The organism is Rhizobium esperanzae (genome assembly GCF_002204185.1).
In the GTDB taxonomy this organism is placed as follows: Bacteria; Pseudomonadota; Alphaproteobacteria; order Rhizobiales; family Rhizobiaceae; genus Rhizobium; species Rhizobium esperanzae.
Genome location: NZ_MXPU01000001.1, coordinates 15950 through 36326 on the forward strand (window position 1 = coordinate 15950; position 20377 = coordinate 36326).

The following is a 20377-nucleotide window of genomic DNA, read 5'->3' on the forward strand; positions in this document are numbered from 1 at the left end:
GGCAAGTTCAGTCAGGCGCGCTCATGATGCGCGAAACGAGATCGCACACACGCGCCGCATCCGGCACGTCGCCGAACAGGATGCGATACACGATCGGCGCCACCACCTGATCCATGACGAGGTCGACATCCGGAAAGGCCTCGCCGCGCGCCTTTGCCCTGTCGGCGATGACGACGATCTGCTGGCGCGTATATTCGCAGCACTTGCTGGCATTGGCGCCGGCCTGCGCTGCCAACACGTCGCGGATCATCTCGCGGCCCGGCCCGGAGGACATTTCCTCGGCATATTGTTCGGCCCAGGCCTGAAGATCGGCCCTGCCGCTGCCGGCATCGACCGGCTGCATATCCGGCCGCAGCCGCTCGACGGCGACGTCGGCGAGAAGCTCCTGCAGGTCGCCCCAGCGGCGATAGATGGTTGAGGGCGTCACGCCCGCCCTGGCGGCGATCAGCGGGATCGTCACTTCGGCACGACTCATCTCGGCCAACAGATCGCGCGTCGCCTTGTGCACCGACGCCTGGACCCGAGCGCTTCGTCCGCCCGGACGGAGATTTTCTTTCACTGCCATGCCTGCAACCCGACCTTCGTCCTGCCATCGATGGTTCAAAATCTTTGACAGGAGCATAAACGCAAATAATTTGCCTTTGCGGCTTATTCGCCCTACATGGAGCTAACGCAACGAGTTAGCTTTAAGGGGCTTATATATGTTCGCTGCCGCCAAATCCACAGAGAATGCGCCGCGCCCCTCGATCGGTTTTCATGCGCTGACACTCGCCACCTTCTTCGGCGCCTCCTCGGTGCCAACGCCGCTCTACCGGATCTATCAGGAGAACTTTTCAATCTCGCCGGTGCTGATCACCGTGATCTTTGCCGTCTACGCCTTTGCGCTTCTGGCGGCGCTGCTGACCGCCGGCTCGATCTCCGATCATCTCGGCCGTCGGCCAGTGATCTTTTCAGCGCTACTGCTCGAAATCGTCGCAATGGTTCTCTTCGTCGCCGCCAGCGGTCCCGTCTGGCTGATCGCGGCGCGGATCGTCCAGGGCATTGCCACCGGCATCGCCGGCGCCTCGCTCGGAGCAGCCATCGTCGATGTCGACCGGGCGAAGGGCCAGATCGTCAATTCGATTGCGCCGCTTTGCGGCATGGCGGTGGGTGCGGTGGGCACCAGCGCCCTGATCCAGTATGGCCCCTTCCCGATGCATCTGGTCTATGCGCTGCTCTTCGTCGCCTTCGCGCTGCAGGCCGCCGCGATCTGGCTGATCCCCGAAACCGGCGGCACGCGGCCGGGTGCGCTCGGTTCGCTGGTACCGCGGGTTTCCATTCCGCCGCAGGCGAAGCGGCCGCTCTCGCTGGTGACGCCGATCAATATCGCCAACTGGACGCTCGGCGGCTTCTATCTTTCGCTGGTCCCGTCCCTGGTCGCCAGCACGACCGGCAGCACCGCGCCGCTGACGGGAGGAGCGGTCGTCGCCGCACTGACGGCGAGCGGAGCGATCGCCGTCTATCTTAGGCGCGGCAAGACGGCCCAGGCCAATCTCGGCTTCGGCGTATCGGCAAAGACTCTCGGTATCCTGACGGTCGTTGCCGGCGTGCATCTCGCAAACGTGCCGCTGTTGCTGATCGGCACGATTTTTACCGGCGCCGGTTTCGGCACCAATTTCCTCGGCTCGCTCGGCACCATCATGCCGCTTGCCAAAGCGGACGAGCGGGCCGGACTGCTGTCGGCCTTTTACATCCAGAGCTACCTCGCCTTCAGCCTGCCGGCGATCCTTGCCGGCTTCTTGGCGAAATCCGCCGGTTACCAGGTGACGACGGATATTTATGCGAGCGCCATCCTGCTGTTGCTGGCCGTCGGGATCACGGCTGTTCGCGCCGGCCGGAGAAAGGCGGCGGAGAATGCGGCTTGATTCCGGGGGGAGTGTTCACGGCTGGAGATCCAGCAGTGCCCGGCCGCTGCCATCCATGGTGAAAGGCACCGAGGCGTGCTGGTGGGCGACCAGCCAGCGGCCATCCTGCTTGACGAGGCCGAGGGTCTGACGGAACCAGAGATCGACTTCGGTGCCATCGGTCTTGGTCCCGGTCATCCGCGTGAGGCCACTCCAGAAAGCGACACCCTCGCCGACCGTCAGTTTGGCATCGCGCACTTCGCCGCCGATCGGACCTTCCCAGGTGTCGAACCAGGCCTGCAGGCCCGCCTCGTCCTTGCCGTTGATGACCAGCGGCGGCGCCAGGGAAAATTCCACGGAATCTTCGGCCTCGTAGGAAAGCGCCTCCTCGGCGTTCTTTTCTCCCAGCGCCTTGGCCCGCATCATCAGCATGGCGATGACCGCCTCTTCCTCGTGCCTGGCATTTGCTTCGTCTTTCACGGCCGTTCTCCTTCTCCGTTATGGACAGAGGACGCGCGGCAGGAGGACGATCCGACAATGATGCATTTCAATCTTGGCATTCCGCGTTTTGCTGGAATTGCTTCAGAGATAACTGGTCACTTCAGGCTCGTTCCACCAGGCATCGTGCCTGCCATCGGCGTAACGGACAGGCAGCGCCGCCAGTTCCTCGGGCGTGATATTATCCAGGCAGGCGATGTTGATCGAGACGTAAGCGCCGCCGATGGCCTCGACGTAACCGTCGCCATAAGCAGGCACGCCGCAGGTGCGGCAGAAGCGGTGATGGCCGCTCATCGTGTTGAACTGGTAGTCTGTGGTTTCCGCCGCGTCGCACATCAGCCGGAAATCCTCCGGCTTGACGTTGGCGCCCCAATAGCGCCGCTTCGCGCAGATCGAACAGTTGCAGCGGCCGGTGCCTGCCTCGAGGTCCATGTCCACCTCGTAGCGTACCTTACCGCAATGGCAGCTTCCTCTGTAGGTTTTCTTCATGGCGCTCTCCTCCTTCGGCGTTGCATCAGCTATCGGCATATGACAATATATTGTCATTATGGACGAGATACAGAATAGACAACATGTTGTCAAACAAAATCGACCGGAGCGGACCGTGGAAGGGGATGCCTTTTCCGCTTTCGCGATCACGGCCCTGCGTCTGGCCGGCCATCTGACGGCGGCCGGCGATCGGCTGGCAAAGCCGGCGGGACAGACGAGTGCGCGCTGGCAGGTGCTGGCGGCGGCGCGGCGCGGCGACATGTCGGTGGCGCAGATTGCCCGCGCGCTCGGCCTCGCCCGCCAGGGTGTGCAGCGGCTTGCTGATGTGCTGGCGGGCGAAGGGCTGATCGCCTATGCCGACAATCCGCAGCACCAGCGGGCGAAGCTGGTGCGGCTGACGACGGAAGGGGCGGCGCGGCTGGGGGTGATCGAGGCGGCGCAAGCCGGATGGGTGGATGGGCTCGGCGCCGCGTTTACAGCGGCTGAGCTCGATGCGGCGCGGACTGTCATGGCGCGGGTGATGGCGATGCTGGAGAGTGACGGGGCGTCCGGAGGCTGAGGTCGCACCCTGAGCGCCCCCTCTGGCCTGCCGGCCAGAAACGCAAAAAGGCCGGGCTAACCCGACCTTCCCTGCCATCTCAACGAACCGTGCCAGTACATCCGTGGTCACGATCCGGAGGTGATATTCAAAGCTCCACGCGTCCAAGAGGACGCGTCAAGATTTAGGCCGCCTGGAGGCGGTCTGCCGACATCTTGCCGGACTTGTTGTCGCGGACGAGATCGTAGGACAGCTTCTGGCCATCCTTGAGATCGCGCATGCCGGCACGCTCGACGGCGGAGATGTGGACGAAAACGTCGGCTGCGCCGTCATCCGGCTGAATGAAGCCGAAGCCCTTGGTTGCGTTGAACCACTTTACTGTACCTGTGCTCATGACGATATCCTTTTCGAATCGCTCATAGAAGATTGCAGCCCGGGCAAAGCCCAAGCGGCGATGAAAACCGATTTTGGAGGAAGGTCGCCAGGAACGACGCAAGCGCCGTTTCAAAGTTCATCTAGCAAGATCGATGCGGAGACATGTAATTGCAAATTGTGTCCGCGGCAAGGCGTCGGCAAGGGAAAGTCGAATTCGGCTTGGCGGGGTGTCCACTAACGTCGTGCCGTGTAAGCCCCCCTCTGCCCTGCCGGGCATCTCCCCCACAGGTGGGGAGATTGGCTGGGCGCACCGGCTTCCCCAAACAACTGGTGTCCGCCGGGCGAAACGGTAGAAAGGCGGGAAGGTTTAGCCACTTGCGATCTCCCCACCTGTGGGGGAGATGCCCGGCAGGGCAGAGGGGGGCGGCCACGGCAAAACGGCAAAGATAGCCCCGTTAAAACCAAGCCCGCGATTCGCGCTTACGCCGCTGCCTTCGCCCCTGCATAGGGATCGAACCGCCCATAAAACGTCTCGCCCTTAGCGGCCATGTCCTTCAGCAGCGGTGTCGGCCTGAAATGCTCTCCGTAAGTCTCGGCTAACTTTTCCGCCAACTCCACAAAAGCCTTCACGCCCATGCCGTCGATATAGCTCAGCGCCCCGCCGGTATAAGGCGCGAAGCCGAAGCCGAGGATCGAGCCGACGTCGGCTTCGCGCGGATCGGTGACGATGCCTTCCTCGACGGTGCGGGCGGCTTCAAGCGCGATGGTGACAAGGAAGCGCTGCTTCAGCAAGGCGACATCAACTTCATCCGCCTGCTTCTGCGGATAGAAGTCCTTGAGCTCGGGCCAGAGCGACTTCTTCGCCGGTTTCGGGGGATAGTCGTAGAAACCCTTGGAGTTCTTGCGGCCGAAGCGGCCCTCCTTTTCGACCATGCGGGAGATGAGCTCCATATGCCTGGGATCGATCGCCTTCTCGCCGAGATCGGCGACGGTGGCCTTGAGGATCTTCAGCGACAGGTCGATGGCGACTTCGTCATTCAGCGCCAGCGGGCCGACCGGCATGCCGGCCATCTTGGCGGCATTCTCGATCATCACGGGCGGCACGCCCTCGATCAGCATGTCGTAGCTTTCCGACATGTAGCGCAGCACGCAGCGATTGACGAAGAAGCCGCGGGTGTCGTTGACGACGATCGGCGTCTTCTTGATCGCCGCGACATAATCGAGCGCGACGGCGAGCGCCTTGTCGCCGGTCTCCTTGCCGAGGATGACCTCGGTCAGCATCATCTTCTCGACGGGCGAGAAGAAATGGATGCCGATGAAATCGGCCTGGCGCTTGGAATTCTTCGCCAGTCCGGTGATCGGCAGGGTCGAGGTATTGGAGGCGAAGATCGCCCCTTCCGGCAGCACGGCTTCAACCGCCTCGATGACCGATTTCTTCACTTCGCGATCCTCGAACACCGCCTCGATGACGAGATCGGCGGTGGCGAGACCGGCATAATCGGCGGAAGGCGTAATGCGGGCAAGAAGGGCTGTCGCCTCGTCCTGCGTCAGCCGTCCCTTACCGAGAGAATCCTTGACGAGCCCTTCGGAGACGGCCTTACCCTTGGTCGCCGCTTCCATATCGCGGTCGATCAGCGTCACCGGAATGCCGGCAGCTGCCGTGACATAGGCGATCGAGGCGCCCATGAAGCCGGCGCCGACGACGCCGACATGCTTGAGCTCGGTCTTGGCAATGCCGGCGGGGCGGCGGGCGCCCTTGCCGAGCTCCTGCATGGAGATGAACAGCGAACGGATCATCGAGAAGGCTTCGCGGGTCTGCAGCACCTCGGTGAAATAACGCTGCTCGATCTTCAGCCCGGTATCGAATGGCACCTGCAGGCCTTCATAGACGCATTTCAGGATAGCGAGTGCTGCCGGATAATTGCCCGATGTTTCCCGGCGCAGGATCGCCGGCGCGGCCGGCCAGAGCTGGGCGGAGGCCGGCGTCCAGATGCCGCCGCCCGGCAACTTGAAGCCCTTCTCGTCCCAGGGGGCGACCGGATTCAGCCCGTCCTTGATCATCTGCCTGGCGGCCGGGATCAGCTGATCCGGCTCGACCACCTGATGGACGAGGTTCATCGCCTTGGCGCGCGAGCCGCTCAGCGACTGACCCGTCGTCATCATCTGCAGCGCGTCCTGGGCGTTCGCCAGCCGCGGCACGCGCTGGGTGCCGCCGGCGCCGGGGAAGATGCCGACCTTGACCTCGGGCAGCGCGATCTTGACGCTCTTGGCATTGGAGGCGACGCGGCCGTGGCAGGCGAGCGACAGTTCGAATGCGCCGCCCATGCAGGTGCCATTGATGGCGGAAACCCAGGGCTTGCCCGAGGTTTCGAGCTTGCGGAACAAACCTGACATGCGGCCGACGAGACCGAAGAGCGTCCGGACGGCCGATTCCGGGTTCCTGGCCTTCTCCTCCTGATAGGCGCCGAACATCGACTTGATCATCGAAAGATCGGCGCCGCCGGAGAAGGAGGATTTGCCCGATGTGAAGACGACACCCTTGACGCTGGCGTCAGCGGTGGTGGCGTCGATGATCGCATTGAGCTCTTCCATCACCTCGGCGGTGAAAACGTTCATCGATTTGCCGGGCATGTCCCAGGTGACGAGAGCGATGCCATCGGCGTCAGTTTCGATCGTGAAGTTTGTATAATTGCTCATCGGGATTTCCTCTTCCCTCAATTCCCAAGGTTTCAAAAGACGCCGAGCGCGAGGCAACTGACACCGATGACCAGAGCGAGAAACAGCAGCAAGAATCGATTTTCGCTGCCGAGACGCCGGGCATGCTCCTTCGGAGAGACGCGGAATGCCTCAGCCGAGGCCTGCTCCATGTCCTTGTCGAGATTGCGAAGCTCGAAGTGGCGTTTCGTCTCGTTTTGAACCCATGGTTCGCTCCGCTGGTCGGCATCTCAAACGCGTTCGATAACTGTTGCCGTGCCCATGCCGGCGCCGATGCAGAGCGTCACCAGCGCGGTGTTGAGATCGCGGCGTTCGAGCTCGTCGAGCACCGTGCCGAGGATCATCGCGCCGGTGGCGCCGAGCGGATGGCCCATGGCGATGGCGCCGCCATTGACGTTGATCCTGTCGTGGTCGATGTCGAAGGCCTGCATGTAGCGCAGCACGACGGCGGCGAAGGCTTCGTTCAGCTCGAAGAGGTCGATATCCGACAGGCTCATGCCGGTCCGTTTCAACAGCTTCTCGGTGACGTCGACCGGCCCGGTCAGCATCAAAGCCGGATCGGAGCCGATATTGGCGAAAGCCTTGATGCGGGCGCGCGGCTTCAACCCCATGCTTTCACCGCCGGCTTTGGAGCCGAGCAGCACGGCGCCGGCGCCATCGACGATGCCGGAGGAATTGCCGGCGTGGTGGACATAGTTGATCCGTTCGATCTCGGGATGAGCCTGGATGCCGACGGCCTCGAAGCCGCCCATCTCGCCGGGCATCTGGAAGGACGGGTTGAGGGAGGCGAGCGCCTGCATATCGGTGCCGGGACGCATGTGCTCGTCCTTATCGAGGATCGTCAGGCCGTTCTGATCCTTGACCGGAACGACCGACTTGTCGAACCAGCCCTGCTCCCAGGCATGGGCGGCGCGCTTCTGGCTCTCGACGGCGTAAGCGTCGACATCGGTCCGGCTGAAACCGTATTTGGTGGCGATGAGATCGGCCGAGACGCCCTGCGGCATGAAATAGGCCGGGAAATTCACCGACGGATCCATGAACCAGGCGCCGCCCGACATGCCCAAGCCGACACGCGACATGCTTTCCACACCACCAGCTATGACGATGTCGTCCGCGCCTTGGGCGATCTTGCCGGCGGCGAAATTGACGGCATCGAGGCCGGAGGCGCAGAAGCGGGAGATCTGCATGCCGGGCGCACGGGTGGAATAACCGGCTTCGAAGGCGGCGGCCTTGGGGATGACGGCGCCGGCATCCATCACCGGATCGACGCAGCCCATGATGATGTCGTCGACCGTTCGCGTGTCGAGCCCGTTGCGATCGCGGATCGCTTCCAGCGTCTTGGCCGCCAGACGGACGGAGGGCACCTCATGGAGCGCGCCATCCTTCTTGCCGCGGCCGCGCGGCGTGCGGACGTGGTCGTAAATGAAAACCTCGGTCATTTCCTCATCTCCCTGACGGCGCGGCGGCGCCGGTGAATTTCGTGTTTTCCCTTCTCCCCAGCGGGGGAGAAGGGGACACAATCAAAACGCTTCCGCAGCCAGCGCCATCATCGTGTCGGCGCCGGCTTCGATGCGGGCCTTGCGCAGCGCGGTTTCCGGCATGATACGTTCCATGAAGAAGCGGGCGGTCACCAGCTTGTTCCTCAGGAAATCCTCGCGGCTCGCGTCACCCGACGCAAGGCCGTCCTCGGCGGCCTTCGCCATTTTCACCCACATATAGCCGAGCACGACGAGGCCGAAGAGATGCATGTAGTCAGTCGAGCCGGCGCCGGCATTGTCGGGCTTGGCCATGGCGTTCTGCATGAACCACATGGTCGCGCCCTGGACGTCGTTCAAGCCCTTTTTCAGGTGCTTGGTGAAGAAGGAGAGTTTTTCGTCGCTGCGGTTTTCCTCGCAGAAATCGCCGATCTCCTTGAAGAGGGCCATGGCGGCGCGGCCGCCGTTCAGGGCGAGTTTGCGGCCGACGAGATCGAGCGCCTGAATGCCGTTGGCGCCTTCATAGATCATGGCGATGCGGGCATCACGCACATACTGGCTCATGCCGTGTTCCTCGATATAGCCATGGCCGCCGAACACCTGCTGGGCCATGACGGCGTGATCGAAGCCGCGATCGGTCATCACGCCCTTAAGGATCGGAGTGACGAGGCCGAGAATGTCGTCGGCGGTCTGGCGCTCCTTCTCGTCGGTGGCCCGGTGGGCGATATCGGATTTCAGCGCGGTCCAGAGCAAGAAGGCGCGGCCCGCCTCGTTGAAGGCGCGGATGGTCATCAGCGACCGGCGGATATCGGGATGGACGATGATCGGATCGGCCTTCTTATCCGGCGCCTTGACGCCGGACAGCGAGCGGCCCTGGATGCGGTCGCGGGCATAGGCAGCGGCGTTCTGATAGGCGATCTCGGAAATGGCGATGCCCTGCAGGCCGACCATCAGGCGGGCCTCGTTCATCATCACGAACATGGCGTTGAGGCCGCGGTTTTCGGCGCCGATCAGGAAACCGGTCGCTTGGTCGTAATTCATCACACAGGTGGCATTGCCGTGGATGCCCATCTTGTGCTCGATCGCGCCGCAGGAAACGGCGTTGCGGGCGCCAAGCGCGCCATCCTTGCCGACCAGAAATTTCGGGACGATGAACAGCGAGATGCCCTTGGTGCCCTCGGGCGCGCCTTCGATACGGGCCAGCACCAGGTGGACGATATTGTCGGTCAGATCGTGTTCGCCGGCGGAGATGAAGATCTTCTGACCGGAGATCTTATAGCTGCCGTCCGCCTGCGGCACCGCCTTGGTGCGCAGCATGCCGAGATCGGTGCCGCAATGCGGCTCGGTCAGGTTCATGGTGCCCGACCAGGAGCCGTCCACCATCTTCGGCAGGTAAGTCTGCTTCTGCTCCTGCGTGCCATGGACGAGGATCGCGGCGATCGCGCCCTGCGTCAGGCCCGGATACATCATCAGCGACATGTTGGCGGCAGAGGTATATTCGCCGACGGCGCAATGCAGCGTGTAGGGCAGCCCCTGCCCGCCGAATTCCTCCGGCACAGCGAGACCGATCCAGCCACCTTCGCGATAGGCCTTGTAAGCCTCTCGGAAGCCCTTCGGCGTCGAGACGCTGGCATCGTCGTGGCGATGACAGCCTTCCTGATCGCCGGAATAATTCACCGGGAAGAGCGCCTCCTCGGCAACCTTTCCGGCCTCGCCGAGGATCGCCTCGATCATGTCAGGCGTGGCATCGGCAAAACCCGGCAGATTGTTGTAGCGCTCGAGGCCCAGCACGTCGTTCAGGACGAAGAGCGTATCGTTCACCGGGGCCTTATAGACTGGCATTTCGCGAATTCCTCCATTCGACTGACCGGGTCGAGCCGGCCTCGGGCACTGTCTTACAAAATATTGACGTTTGCGTAAACGTCAAATTCTGCACCTCTGCCTTCTTTTCATGAAAAAATTCCACGGCACGAATCCACGAGTCACGAAACACCAGGAAGAGACGTCATCTCCTCAGATTGTTGACAAAGTCTTCTCCGTCATGCTCGACCCTGTGCCGACCATCTAACCACAGCAATTGCTTGACCGGAAAATACTTGATTCGAGCTGAGCAGATCCTCGGCACAAGGCCGAGGATGACGTCGCGCGGTTTATAATGATTTGGCAGCAGCCTGAGGAGACGTCATCTCCCCTTCCTTGTCCATCCTGGAATGGCCTATAAACGGAACCATCGTTCAATCCGCAATTCGGGAATGCCAGAGGGGGATCGGCGGGATGATCAGTTTCGAGGCGATCAGGCAGCGTGCGGAGCAGCGAAAAGGCGGTGCGGCAGCGCTGCAGGCATTGCTGGAAAAACACCGGCCGGATCACGACCGGCTGCGCGCCATGCCGGACGACCGCATCCTTTCCGACATGACCCGCCGCATTTTCTATAGCGGCTTCGTGCAGAAGGTGATCGATGCGAAATGGCCGGGCTTCGAGGCGGCGTTTTCCGGCTTCGATCCGGCGGCGCTGAATATCGCGCCCGACGATTACTGGCATGAGCTGACATCGGACGAGCGGATCATCCGCAACGGCGCGAAGATCATGTCGGTTCGCGCCAATGCGGCCTTCGTCAGAGAGCTGGCGAGGGAACATGGCAGCGCCGGCGCCTTTTTCGCCGACTGGCCGCGGGAAGACCAGATCGGCCTTCTCGACCTGTTGAGCAAACGCGGCAGCCGGCTCGGCGGCATGACCGGCCAATATTTCCTCCGCGGCATCGGCCGCGACAGCTTCGTCGCCACGCTGGACGTGCTCGCCTGCCTGAGATCGGCCGGCGTGCCGCTCTCCTCGTCCGGTACGACCAAGAAGGATCAGCAGCTGATCCAACAGGCCTTCAACCACTGGGCTGACGAAACCGGCCTTTCCTTCATCCATCTCTCGCGCATCAGCGCCTATTCAATCGACGCGCCGCGCTGAGATTGCGGTCGGACGATGGCTATCCGATCCGGCGAATTTCACAGCTATTGCCGCCTAAAATGGCCCTTTGGACGCAAACGTAAAAAAATTCCGATCGATCTTAACGGCTTGTTTACCACGTTTCGTAAAAGGTGCGGATTGAGCCGTAGTGATCCGCATTCCTTTTTCCCCGTCTCGCGTTCCCCAAGGATGCCACTACGTCGTCCAGCGTGAGGAAAGTCTAATTGGCTATCCTCTCATGGACGAGGGCGCGCCGGTCCCGCGACAGGCGCGGGCCACAGACGGAAAAGCCACGGATCGAGCTCTGACGAGAGGTCGAGCAGTCGAAGCGAGCAAGAAGATGAACGGATCGCGATCAAATCCTTCCCGACAGTCCGACAGGACCTCGCTCGATGCGCTGAACCGCACGATCGAAGGGCTGGAGGCGCGCATCGAAGGGCTGATGGGCAGCGGACGCGATCAGCGGACGCGCACGCCAACGGCCGAGCGCGATCCTTATGCGGCCTCCAATGCGCCGCGCCCCACACGAGCGCCGCTCGAGCCGCGGCCGGATCCCCTGGCGGAAATTCGCCAGCGCCAGCGCGCATTGGAAGAGGGCCGCGAACGCTCCTATGGGCGCGAGCAGGCCACCCAGCTGCGCGACCCCGCACCGCGCGCCACCGCCTTGCGCGCCGGCGACGACACGATGACCGAGATCGCCCAGGCGCTCGTCAACCTCAGGCAGGACCTGAAGCGCGACATTTCCGAGGGCGTGACTCGCGAGATGAGCGCGCTGCGCGCCGAACTGCGCGAGATCAAGGCGACTGCCGGAGACAGCCGCTTCGCCGACGACATCCGCGCCGACATGAACCGCCTAGCTCAGAGCATCAGCCAGTTGACCGGCCGCTCGAGCGGGCCGGAGGCTGCCGGCCTGCGTGAGGATTTCGAGGAACTGCGCTCGCTGATGGACGGGCTGGCGCGGGAGGAATCGCTGCGCCATATGGAAAATCGCTGGGACGGCGTCGAGAGCCGGCTTGCGGCACTCGATACCGAGGGGCTGCAGGAAGAACTCGTTTCGCTCGCTTACCGGCTCGACGACATCAAGCGCCATCTCGGCGGCATGGACGAAAGCCCGGCGGTGCGGGCGCTGGAAGACAAGCTGATCGCCATCGCCACGGCGATGGAGCAGTTCGGCAACATGATCCAGCCGCATGACCGGATCATGTCCGAGCAGTTCGCGGCCATGGACACGCGGCTCGACGAGATCAGCCGGGCGATTGCTGCCAGCGGACGCGCGGCCGCCGGCAACGATCCGACGCTGTTGCAGCGGCTGGAAAGCCGGCTCTCGTCGCTCGCCGACCAGATCGACCTGATGAGCCATGACGCGGCCAGCCGCGCAAACCCGGCCGACGAGCTGGCGATGCGGCTGGAAGCCCTGACGGAGCGTGTCGAGGAGTTGACCAAGGCGGAAGCGACGTCCCGGCTCGACGAGCGCCTGGAACATCTTTCCTATCTGTTGGAGCGCACCCAAAAGGCGGCCGCGCAACCCGACCTCACCGGCCCCCTTTCCGACATCTCCCGCAAGATCGATGCGCTCGAGAATGGCGCGGTCAATGACGTGCTGGCGCAGCGGCTCGATTATCTCGCTCGGCGCATCGACGAGATGGCTTATCAGCAGCCCGCCCCTGCCGCGGCGATCGACGACAGGGCCTTCCAGCGTCTCGAAGGCCGGCTGAGCGACATCGCCGCCCGGCTGGAAGAAACAACAGCGGCGGCGCCGACCGATCCGCGGGCGCTGAAAAACCTTGAAGACCAGATCGCCAATCTTTCGGCGCTGATGAGCGAGCCGCGCGAAAGTGCCGCGATCCCGGCCGACTTCGACCGGCGCATGGGCGCGATCGAAGACTATATGGCGACGAGCGACGAATATATCATCGAGGCGGCGCGGCAGGCGGCGGAAGCCGTCGTCGAGGCCTATTCGCGCAATGGCGGCCTGCAGGGCGGCGTGCCCGCCGCCGACATGTCGGCACTGGCGGCGCTGGCCGAGGATCTGCGCCATCTCGAGGATATCAGCCGCGACAGCGAGGAGCGCACGCACAAGACCTTCAAGGCGCTGCACGAGACGCTGGTGCACATCGCCGACCGGCTCGACGGCATGGAAGAGCGCGGACGGCCGATCGCTCAGATGCCGGTGGCCGACGTCGATTTCGATGTCGACCCCTATGCGCTGATGGTGGCCGAAGCCGCCCAGGCGGCGGAGGCGGCCCCGGCAGCGAAAGCCTCTCCGGTCATCCGCACGGCAGAGGTCGCGGCGGAACCTGCCGCCCCAGTCCAGGCTGCGGCCATGAGCGCGACGAGCGCAATCGCCATCGAAGCCGCAACGAGGACGCCGGAGACCCCGACACCGGCGCCGGCAAAAACCAGCCTGCTCGCCAGCCTTGGCAAGCGGCTGCGGCCCGCCACGAAAGCCGAGGCGCAGGCGAACGAACGACCGATGATCGACCCCGCCCCGTCAATCGATCCCGCTGACGTGGTGCAGACGGATGCCGCGAACGAACTGCTCGAGCCGGGTTCGGGCGCGCCCGACGTCAAGAAGATTCTCGAGCGGGTGCGCGCCAGCCAGAGTGCTCAACGCGGCAAATCTACCGTCGAGACCGATCGCGCCGATTACATCGCCGCTGCGCGCCGGGCGGCGCAGGCAGCCGCAATGGAAGTCGACGCCAATCCGAAGCAGGCGGCCAAGGCCGAGAAGAAGGCCGCGAATGCCGCCAAGGCCGGCAAGATCGGTAAAACAGGCAAGACCAGCGCCTTTTCGCGCTACCGCCGGCCGATCCTTCTCGCCGTCGGCGCCGTTCTGCTCGCCATCATGGCCTTTCCGTTGGCCCGGACGCTGACGAGTGGCGAGCCGGCGCCGCAGCCGCCGGCCGAGGTCTCGGTACTGACGGGGGCGATGGACAACCCGCAGCCGGTCTCGCCTGAGGCGACACCCGCCCAGCCGGACACCGGCGCTGCCGATATGAACGCTGCTGCAACGACGAGCGCGCCGGCCACCGATCGGGCGCCGGAAACAACCCCGCCTGCCGCCGGCGATCATCTGACCGATGCGATGCCGCTCGACGGCGAAGGGGCTGCGACCTTTGCCCCCGCCGGTTCGCCCGTCGCAACGCAGGAGACATCGAGCTTCACTGCGAACAGCCCGACCGCAGCCGCGCCCGCGCCGCAGGCAGCGATCACCATTCCCGACAGCGTGCAGCCGAAATCACTTGCCGATGCGGCGCAGAGCGGCGACGCCCTCGCGCTATTCGAGATCGGCGCGCGCTATTCGGACGGCCGCAACGGCATGACCGTCGATCAGAAACAGGCCGCAGGCTGGTACCAGCTTGCGGCCGACAAGGGTTTTGCCCCGGCACAATATCGGCTCGGCAGCATGTATGAGAAGGGCAACGGCGTCGAACGCGACATCGCCAAGGCGAAGGGCTTCTACGAGCAGGCGGCGAACCAGGGCAATGCCAGCGCCATGCACAATCTCGCCGTCCTCTACGCCTCCGGCGCACTCGGCCAGCAGGATTATGCGACGGCGGCCTCGTGGTTTACCAAGGCCGCCAATCTCGGCATCACCGACAGCCAGTTCAACCTGGCGATCCTCTGCGCGAGGGGCAACGGCGTTCCGGCCGATCTCGAAGAATCCTATAAGTGGTTTGCGATCGCCGCCAAGGCCGGCGACAAGGATGCAGCACAGAAACGCGACGAAGTGGCCAATGCCATGAAGCCCGACCAGCTCGAACGCGCGCGCGCCAAGGCCGATCTCTGGAAGCCGGAACCGCTCGACCATCGCGCCAACGGCATCGACATTCCCGACGAATGGGCCGGCACGGGCATGAAGACGGCAACCGTCGACATGAAGAAGGCGATCCGCAACATCCAGGCGATCCTCAACAATAACGGCTTCGACGCCGGCGTGCCGGACGGCGAAATGGGGGCGAAAACCGTCGCAGCGATCAAGAGCTTCCAGAAGTCGATCGGCCAGGAGCCGGACGGCAAGGTGAGCGACGCGACCGTGAAGGCGCTGCTTGAACGCAACAAGCAAGTCGCCAAGGCGATCTGAGGCGCGTCGACGGAGGTCGAGCCGCCGGTGAAGACCCCTCCCCACAAGGGTCTTCACCGGCTTCGCGGCGCTTTGCCGCAAGCTTTTCCGAATTTTTCCAACCATCGTCACAAAACCTGAAAAAAGCCCGATTATGCCGGACATATCGATCCGCGCATCGCCGAATCTCCAGCCATCGATCTCCATCAATCAGGGCTGATCGAAAGCCTCTGGCAACGATTTCACAGTATGGTGTGCATTCGAACGGGGACGTGACAGGAACCGCCCGGCAGGAGCGGTCATCATTCGGGGTCGGTTGTGACAATCTATCTGCCAATCGCAGAATTGTCGGTGAACATCTTCATCATTCTCGGCATGGGGGCGGCCGTCGGATTCCTGTCTGGAATGTTCGGCGTCGGCGGCGGTTTTCTCATCACCCCGCTATTGATCTTCTACAACATCCCGCCCGTCGTCGCCGTCGCCACCGGTGCCAACCAGGTCGTGGCGTCGTCGATTTCAGGTGCGATCACCCATTTCCGGCGCGGCACGCTCGACGTCAAGCTCGGCACGGTGCTTCTGTTCGGCGGTCTTTCAGGGGCGACCGTCGGCATCTGGATCTTTTCGCTGCTGCGCGCCATCGGCCAGCTCGATCTGATCATCTCGCTGATGTATGTCGTCTTCCTCGGCACGGTTGGCGGGCTGATGCTGCTCGAAAGCATCAATGCCATGCGGCGGGCGGCACGCAATGAGCCGCCCGTACCGCGCAAGCCGGGCCACCAGCACTGGGTGCACAAGCTGCCGCTCAAGGTGCGCTTCAAGAAATCGAAGATTTTCCTCAGCGTCATTCCGATCATTGCGCTCGGCTTTGCGATCGGCATCCTGACCTCGATCATGGGTGTCGGCGGCGGCTTCATCATGGTGCCGGCAATGATCTACCTCCTGCGCATCCCGACCAATGTCGTGGTCGGCACCTCGCTTTATCAGATCATCTTCGTGACCGCCTATACGACGATCGTGCAGGCGGCGACGAACTTCTCCGTCGACATCGTGCTTGCCTTCATCCTGATGGTGGCGGGTGTCGTCGGGGCGCAATACGGCGTGCGCGTCGGCCAGAAGCTGCGCGGCGAACAGCTGCGCGCGCTGCTCGGCCTGCTGGTGCTGGCTGTCGGCCTGCGTCTGGCGATCGCACTGGTGGTCACCCCGGCGGACGTCTATTCGGTGGTGATGGGGACCGGCAACTGATGCGCCTGCTTGCCTCGTTCCTCCTGTTCCTGTGTCTGCTGCCGGCGGTTGCCGGGGCGCAGTGGCTGCCCGGGCAGGCAACCGAAGCGGTGCGCGAGGGGTTGGAGATCGGCACCTCGACCAGCGAAATCGCCATCACTTCGGATTTCCATGGCGCGGATCTGACGATCTTCGGGGCGCTCTCGAACACCGACCAACTGCTGCTCGCCATTGGCCAGTATGACGTGGTGGTGGTGCTGGAAGGCCCGCGCGAGGACGCAACGGTGCGCAAGAAGGAACGCGTCTTCGGCATCTGGGTCAACAGGCGCTCGATGACTTTCGAGGCCGTGCCGCATTCCTATTCGATGTCGAGCTCGCGCATGATCGACGACCTGACGACGCCGCTCGAACTGACCGATCAGGGGATCGGCATCGACCACATTCCGCTGACGCCGGTCGGCTTCGTCGGCGACGGCAGCAATCTCGGCGAGTTCCGTCAGGCTTTCCTGCGGCTGCAGCAGGGCGGCGCGCTTTATGACCGCAACCCGAGCGGCGTGCGGTTCGTTTCATCGAACCTCTTCAAGGCGAGTCTGCGCCTGCCGGCAAATATTCCGAATGGGGTGCACACGGTGCGCGCCTATCTCTTCAAGAGCGGCAATCTCATTACCGATAAATCGCTGCCGCTGCGCGTCATCAAGACGGGCATCGAACAGACGATCACCGATGCGGCCCATGATCAGCCAATCCTCTACGGCTTTGCGGCCGTGGCGCTCGCCGTCGTCACCGGCTGGGGGGCCAGCCTGATCTTCCGCAAGGAATGATCCGGCGCCGACGGCAAAATCATCGTGCCCTTGTCTTATGTCTTCAGGAAGGCGAGCCGCTCATCGACGCGGGCGGGGGCAATTTCCAGAATATCGGCGCTGACGACGCCTTCCGCTACAAAAGGATCCTGCCGGATCCGAGTTTCGAGTTCGGCGCGCGAGGTGTTGTGAGCGACGACCGCTCCACCTGCGCTCGGCTGAAGGCCGCCCGCGAGAAGAAAAATCCCGTCGTCGAAGCCACGTTTGAGCCAGGCATTGTGCGCCTCCATCAGAAAGGGCGCTTTGGCCTTGCCATCAGAAAACTTCAGCGTAATGAAAAACATCCAAGGGCTCCTTAGGAATGCTGTTGGGAATGGGTTTCGGGAAAGACGGGTGTTCCGGGCCGCTGCGCCGCCAGCCACGCGCGCATATTTTCCACCTCGTTTCGAACAAAGATTTCGTCGCAATAGGCGGCCGCAAGCGTCGCGACCCCTTGGCTTCGCATCAGAATGTGCATGGCAAGCGCATCGGCTTCAGCCTCGCGGCCAAACGCACGGAATTGACGTGAGAGCCAATGGCGAAACAGATCGAAAAGTTCGGCAGCACGGCTCTTGGCAATGTGATCGAGCTTGGCGAGTTCGCCGCAAAGCGTGCCGACCGGGCAACCGTGCGCCATGATCTTCGTCTGATTCACGATGAGGAGATTGACGAAGCTGAGAATACGCTCGTCAGGTGCCTCGGCTTTCGCTTCCCACCCATCGAGCATTGACCTGGTTTTGAGGAGGCGATGGGTGATCACCGCATCGAGAAGCTCGTCCTTCGTCTTGAAGTGATAATAAAAATTGCCTCGCGAGAGTCCGACTGTTCCCGCGATGTCGGCAAAGGAGGTCGCTTCGAAGCCTCTCTCGTAGAAAAGCCTGTCGGCTGCTTCGACAATCTGCTGTCGGGTGGCCGCAGCAACCATTTTCATTCTCCCATTTGTCCGCGAAGCCACGACTCGTAGGTCGATTGACCTAGGTATTAGGACAATTGACCTAGAAGCGTCAAGCGCCGGAACTTCTTGTCGGCAGCCCGTCTCGTTTCTCAAACCACTTGCGTATCGCAATCAGTTTAGCTATCGTAAACCAGTTGCTTATTGAAAGCAGTTTTACCCGAGGAGGATGAAATGCGGAAGCTTGTCGTCTGGAACCTGATGACGCTCGATGGCTATTTCGAGGGAACGAAATCGTGGGAGATCGACTTCCACAATCTCGCCTGGGGGCCAGAGCTCAAGCGCTATGCAGAGCAGTTCGGCGAGGAAGGCGATCTCCTGGTCTTCGGCCGCAAGACCTATGAGGGCATGGCCGCCTACTGGCCCACAGCCGAGGACGAAGACAAGATCAAATCCTATATGAACGGCATCGCCAAGATCGCGGTCTCTCGAACGATGACCGATCCTGGCTGGAACAATGCCCGTATCGTCAGCGATCCCATCCCCGAATTGACCAGGCTGAAGCAGGAGGACGGCAAGACGATCTTCATCTTCGGCAGCGCCGCGCTGGCCGACAGCCTGCTGAGGGCCAACCTCATCGATGAGATCAGAGTCTGCCTGGTGCCGGTCATTCTCGGCGGCGGCAATCCGCTTTTCAAAGCAAACGAGGCCCAAGTGCCGTTGAGGCTCATTGAATCCGCGACCACGCAAAGCGGCGCAGTGATCCTGCGCTACGAGCCCGTCAGGTCGTAGCGGGCTGTGGCTCATGGCTGTCTAGTTCCTGGGTGTGAAGACCCCTCCCCAACCCCTCCCCCACAAGGGGGAGGGGCTTATATGCCGCCGCTGCTTTCCATTTCACCCTTGCATCCGCGGAAAGGCTGACGTCTTCCCAGTTGGCGCAGCGCGTTAGCCCCCCTTGTGGTGAGGGGTTGGGGAGGGGTTTTCATGATTGCCCTTTGGAAAAGCTCGTATTCGACTAAAAACCGGTTTTTAACATTTACGAGTTAGTAATCTCTCGGAAACGAGAGGTTCTGTTATGCGTACTCGTATCGTTCTGACGGCCGTGGGTCTCGCGCTGCTTGCCGGCTGCGCGACGGCGCCGAAGCAGACGAGGAACATCTGCGCCGTCTTCGATCAGCGCGAAGGGCTTTTCTCCAGCTGGCAGAGGGCGGCCGAGCGCACGGAGAAGAAATACGGCGTGCCCGTACCGATCCTGATGGCGACGATGTACACCGAATCCGGCTTCCAGCCCTATGCGCGGCCGCCGCGCACCAAGCTCTTCGGCTTCATTCCCTGGACCCGGCCGTCGACGGCCTACGGCTATTCGCAAGCGCTCGACGGGACATGGGATCACTATCAGTCGCAGACGGGGAACTGGGCGGCGCGGCGGACGAATTTTACCGACGCGATCGATTTCATCGGCTGGTATCATTACCAGAACAGCGTGGACACCGGCATTCCGCTGAACGATGCCTTTAACCTCTATCTTGCCTATTATTCCGGGCCGACGGGATACAAGCGCGGCGACTGGCGCTCGAACGGGCAATTGCAGCAGACGGCGCAGAAGTTCGCGCGAATGGCGGGAACATATCAGCAGCAATTGCAGGGGTGCGATTGAGTTCAAGGGGCGCCGTGTGGCACACCCCATCGAGGACAGACGCTACCCACGCAAATTCCCGTACCGGACCGAATAGATCCGATCGCGTCCCAACAGATGCGCGATCAGCGATTCCTTGTCGAAAAGGCCTGTCATCGCTTGATGGCCGAGGTCGAGACCGCCGCTCATGACGCCGAAGGCCGGCATCAGGAGGCGGGCGCCGTCGGTGGCGAAGCAGGGACGGCGGATGGATCGTTCCCGGCGGCGCACGGTCGCCGAAGGATGAAGATGGCCAGCGATCTCGCCGCTCTGCAAGCCGTTTCTCGGCTCGTGGCGGAAGGTCAGGCCGGCATAATGCACCTCGTCGACGGAAGCGCCGGGCAGATCGACGACGCCATCGGGATCGTGATTGCCATTGACCCAGATCCATTCGCGGCCGCGCGCCATGCCGACGATCAGCGCGCGGAAGTTTTCCGGCAGATGCGCAGAGCCGATACGGTCGTGGAAATTATCGCCGAGCGAGACGACGAGCTTCGGATCATAGCGCGAAATGACGGCGGCCAGCACGGTCAGGGTCGCCAGCGTATCGTAAGGCGGCAGCATCATGCCGCGGCGGGCGAAGGCCGCGCCTTTTTCCAGGTGCAGATCGGAGACGACGAGCAGGCCGGCATCCGGCAGATAGAGAGCGCCGAGCGGATCGCAGACGGCGGCAATGCCGTGGATCGATGTCTCGATGCCCGGCACCGCGGCCAGTCCTGAAATGTCGCGCGCGAGCGCCAGGCGGTTCATCACGAT

At 62.7% G+C, this 20377-nt stretch carries 18 protein-coding genes; 8 read left to right on the forward strand and 10 right to left on the reverse strand.

Going from position 1 to position 20377, the window contains the following annotated elements:
* Positions 1-7: 7 nt before the first annotated feature.
* Complete coding sequence (locus B5E41_RS00070; protein ID WP_088390721.1) at positions 8-565, reverse strand: TetR/AcrR family transcriptional regulator; 558 nt, start codon at positions 563-565, stop codon at positions 8-10.
* 136 nt (positions 566-701) lie between these two features.
* Here B5E41_RS00070 and B5E41_RS00075 point away from each other — a divergent pair, with 136 nt between their 5' ends.
* Positions 702-1904 (forward strand): MFS transporter, encoded by a 1203-nt coding sequence (locus B5E41_RS00075; RefSeq protein ID WP_088390086.1) that lies wholly within the window; start codon positions 702-704, stop codon positions 1902-1904.
* Positions 1905-1919: 15 nt separating this feature from the next.
* On the opposite strand, the gene B5E41_RS00080 is transcribed toward B5E41_RS00075, so the two are convergent.
* Both B5E41_RS00080 and B5E41_RS00085 read right to left on the reverse strand, forming a co-directional pair.
* Positions 1920-2363: a YybH family protein gene (locus B5E41_RS00080; RefSeq protein ID WP_088390088.1), complete on the reverse strand. Its 444-nt coding sequence runs from the start codon at positions 2361-2363 to the stop codon at positions 1920-1922.
* Positions 2364-2465: 102 nt separating this feature from the next.
* Positions 2466-2870, reverse strand: coding sequence for a GFA family protein (locus B5E41_RS00085; RefSeq protein WP_088390090.1), 405 nt, complete (start codon positions 2868-2870; stop codon positions 2466-2468).
* A gap of 58 nt (positions 2871-2928) precedes the next feature.
* Between B5E41_RS00085 and B5E41_RS00090 the strand changes: the two genes are divergently transcribed.
* Complete coding sequence (locus B5E41_RS00090) at positions 2929-3429, forward strand: MarR family winged helix-turn-helix transcriptional regulator (RefSeq protein WP_088390092.1); 501 nt, start codon at positions 2929-2931, stop codon at positions 3427-3429.
* Between the two features lie 163 nt (positions 3430-3592).
* Here the strand turns inward: B5E41_RS00090 and B5E41_RS00095 are convergent, their stop codons facing one another.
* From B5E41_RS00095 to B5E41_RS00115, 4 genes are all read right to left on the reverse strand, one after another.
* The gene (locus tag B5E41_RS00095) at positions 3593-3802 is read right to left on the reverse strand and encodes a cold-shock protein (protein WP_088390723.1); all 210 of its coding nucleotides are present in this window, start codon (positions 3800-3802) and stop codon (positions 3593-3595) included.
* A gap of 461 nt (positions 3803-4263) precedes the next feature.
* Positions 4264-6480 (reverse strand): 3-hydroxyacyl-CoA dehydrogenase NAD-binding domain-containing protein, encoded by a 2217-nt coding sequence (locus tag B5E41_RS00105; RefSeq protein WP_088390094.1) that lies wholly within the window; start codon positions 6478-6480, stop codon positions 4264-4266.
* 248 nt (positions 6481-6728) lie between these two features.
* On the reverse strand, positions 6729-7937 hold the full coding sequence (locus tag B5E41_RS00110; protein ID WP_088390096.1) for an acetyl-CoA C-acetyltransferase: 1209 nt from the start codon (positions 7935-7937) through the stop codon (positions 6729-6731).
* A gap of 81 nt (positions 7938-8018) precedes the next feature.
* Positions 8019-9815 (reverse strand): acyl-CoA dehydrogenase C-terminal domain-containing protein, encoded by a 1797-nt coding sequence (locus B5E41_RS00115; RefSeq protein WP_088390098.1) that lies wholly within the window; start codon positions 9813-9815, stop codon positions 8019-8021.
* Positions 9816-10247: 432 nt separating this feature from the next.
* Between B5E41_RS00115 and B5E41_RS00120 the strand changes: the two genes are divergently transcribed.
* The 4 genes from B5E41_RS00120 (at position 10248) to B5E41_RS00135 (ending at position 17036) form a co-directional block, all read left to right on the forward strand.
* On the forward strand, positions 10248-10931 hold the full coding sequence (locus B5E41_RS00120; RefSeq protein ID WP_088390100.1) for a DNA-3-methyladenine glycosylase I: 684 nt from the start codon (positions 10248-10250) through the stop codon (positions 10929-10931).
* A 340-nt stretch (positions 10932-11271) separates the two neighbouring features.
* On the forward strand, positions 11272-15015 hold the full coding sequence (locus B5E41_RS00125; RefSeq protein ID WP_088390725.1) for a peptidoglycan-binding protein: 3744 nt from the start codon (positions 11272-11274) through the stop codon (positions 15013-15015).
* 297 nt (positions 15016-15312) lie between these two features.
* Positions 15313-16236: a sulfite exporter TauE/SafE family protein gene (locus tag B5E41_RS00130; protein WP_088390102.1), complete on the forward strand. Its 924-nt coding sequence runs from the start codon at positions 15313-15315 to the stop codon at positions 16234-16236.
* Positions 16236-17036 (forward strand): TIGR02186 family protein, encoded by an 801-nt coding sequence (locus B5E41_RS00135; RefSeq protein ID WP_088390104.1) that lies wholly within the window; start codon positions 16236-16238, stop codon positions 17034-17036. Before B5E41_RS00130 ends, B5E41_RS00135 begins: the two co-directional genes overlap by 1 nt.
* Positions 17037-17071: 35 nt before the next feature.
* Here B5E41_RS00135 and B5E41_RS00140 read toward each other — a convergent pair whose 3' ends face one another.
* Positions 17072-17359, reverse strand: a complete 288-nt coding sequence (locus B5E41_RS00140; protein ID WP_088390106.1) for a YciI family protein — start codon at positions 17357-17359, stop codon at positions 17072-17074.
* Positions 17360-17370: 11 nt separating this feature from the next.
* On the reverse strand, positions 17371-17979 hold the full coding sequence (locus B5E41_RS00145; RefSeq protein WP_088390108.1) for a TetR/AcrR family transcriptional regulator: 609 nt from the start codon (positions 17977-17979) through the stop codon (positions 17371-17373).
* Between the two features lie 201 nt (positions 17980-18180).
* Here B5E41_RS00145 and B5E41_RS00150 point away from each other — a divergent pair, with 201 nt between their 5' ends.
* Positions 18181-18738 carry a dihydrofolate reductase family protein gene (locus B5E41_RS00150; protein ID WP_088390110.1) on the forward strand — a complete coding sequence of 186 codons (558 nt, stop codon included), beginning with the start codon at positions 18181-18183 and terminating at the stop codon, positions 18736-18738.
* A 283-nt stretch (positions 18739-19021) separates the two neighbouring features.
* The gene (locus B5E41_RS00155; RefSeq protein WP_088390112.1) at positions 19022-19603 is read left to right on the forward strand and encodes a transglycosylase SLT domain-containing protein; all 582 of its coding nucleotides are present in this window, start codon (positions 19022-19024) and stop codon (positions 19601-19603) included.
* A 42-nt stretch (positions 19604-19645) separates the two neighbouring features.
* Here the strand turns inward: B5E41_RS00155 and pdeM are convergent, their stop codons facing one another.
* Positions 19646-20371 carry a ligase-associated DNA damage response endonuclease PdeM gene (pdeM, locus tag B5E41_RS00160; protein WP_088390114.1) on the reverse strand — a complete coding sequence of 242 codons (726 nt, stop codon included), beginning with the start codon at positions 20369-20371 and terminating at the stop codon, positions 19646-19648.
* Between the last annotated feature and the right edge of the window lie 6 nt (positions 20372-20377).

What these genes read in the sequence shown, in the direction of transcription:
- B5E41_RS00070 (WP_088390721.1), bottom strand. Translation starts at nt 565, where the DNA reads ATGGCAGTGAAAGAAAATCTCCGTCCGGGCGGACGAAGCGCTCGGGTC.
- B5E41_RS00075 (WP_088390086.1), top strand. Translation starts at nt 702, where the DNA reads ATGTTCGCTGCCGCCAAATCCACAGAGAATGCGCCGCGCCCCTCGATC.
- B5E41_RS00085 (WP_088390090.1), bottom strand. Translation starts at nt 2,870, where the DNA reads ATGAAGAAAACCTACAGAGGAAGCTGCCATTGCGGTAAGGTACGCTAC.
- B5E41_RS00090 (WP_088390092.1), top strand. Translation starts at nt 2,929, where the DNA reads ATGGACGAGATACAGAATAGACAACATGTTGTCAAACAAAATCGACCG.
- B5E41_RS00095 (WP_088390723.1), bottom strand. Translation starts at nt 3,802, where the DNA reads ATGAGCACAGGTACAGTAAAGTGGTTCAACGCAACCAAGGGCTTCGGC.
- B5E41_RS00105 (WP_088390094.1), bottom strand. Translation starts at nt 6,480, where the DNA reads ATGAGCAATTATACAAACTTCACGATCGAAACTGACGCCGATGGCATC.
- B5E41_RS00110 (WP_088390096.1), bottom strand. Translation starts at nt 7,937, where the DNA reads ATGACCGAGGTTTTCATTTACGACCACGTCCGCACGCCGCGCGGCCGC.
- B5E41_RS00115 (WP_088390098.1), bottom strand. Translation starts at nt 9,815, where the DNA reads ATGCCAGTCTATAAGGCCCCGGTGAACGATACGCTCTTCGTCCTGAAC.
- B5E41_RS00120 (WP_088390100.1), top strand. Translation starts at nt 10,248, where the DNA reads ATGATCAGTTTCGAGGCGATCAGGCAGCGTGCGGAGCAGCGAAAAGGC.
- B5E41_RS00125 (WP_088390725.1), top strand. Translation starts at nt 11,272, where the DNA reads ATGAACGGATCGCGATCAAATCCTTCCCGACAGTCCGACAGGACCTCG.
- B5E41_RS00135 (WP_088390104.1), top strand. Translation starts at nt 16,236, where the DNA reads ATGCGCCTGCTTGCCTCGTTCCTCCTGTTCCTGTGTCTGCTGCCGGCG.
- B5E41_RS00140 (WP_088390106.1), bottom strand. Translation starts at nt 17,359, where the DNA reads ATGTTTTTCATTACGCTGAAGTTTTCTGATGGCAAGGCCAAAGCGCCC.
- B5E41_RS00145 (WP_088390108.1), bottom strand. Translation starts at nt 17,979, where the DNA reads ATGGTTGCTGCGGCCACCCGACAGCAGATTGTCGAAGCAGCCGACAGG.
- B5E41_RS00150 (WP_088390110.1), top strand. Translation starts at nt 18,181, where the DNA reads ATGCGGAAGCTTGTCGTCTGGAACCTGATGACGCTCGATGGCTATTTC.
- B5E41_RS00155 (WP_088390112.1), top strand. Translation starts at nt 19,022, where the DNA reads ATGCGTACTCGTATCGTTCTGACGGCCGTGGGTCTCGCGCTGCTTGCC.
- pdeM (WP_088390114.1), bottom strand. Translation starts at nt 20,371, where the DNA reads ATGAACCGCCTGGCGCTCGCGCGCGACATTTCAGGACTGGCCGCGGTG.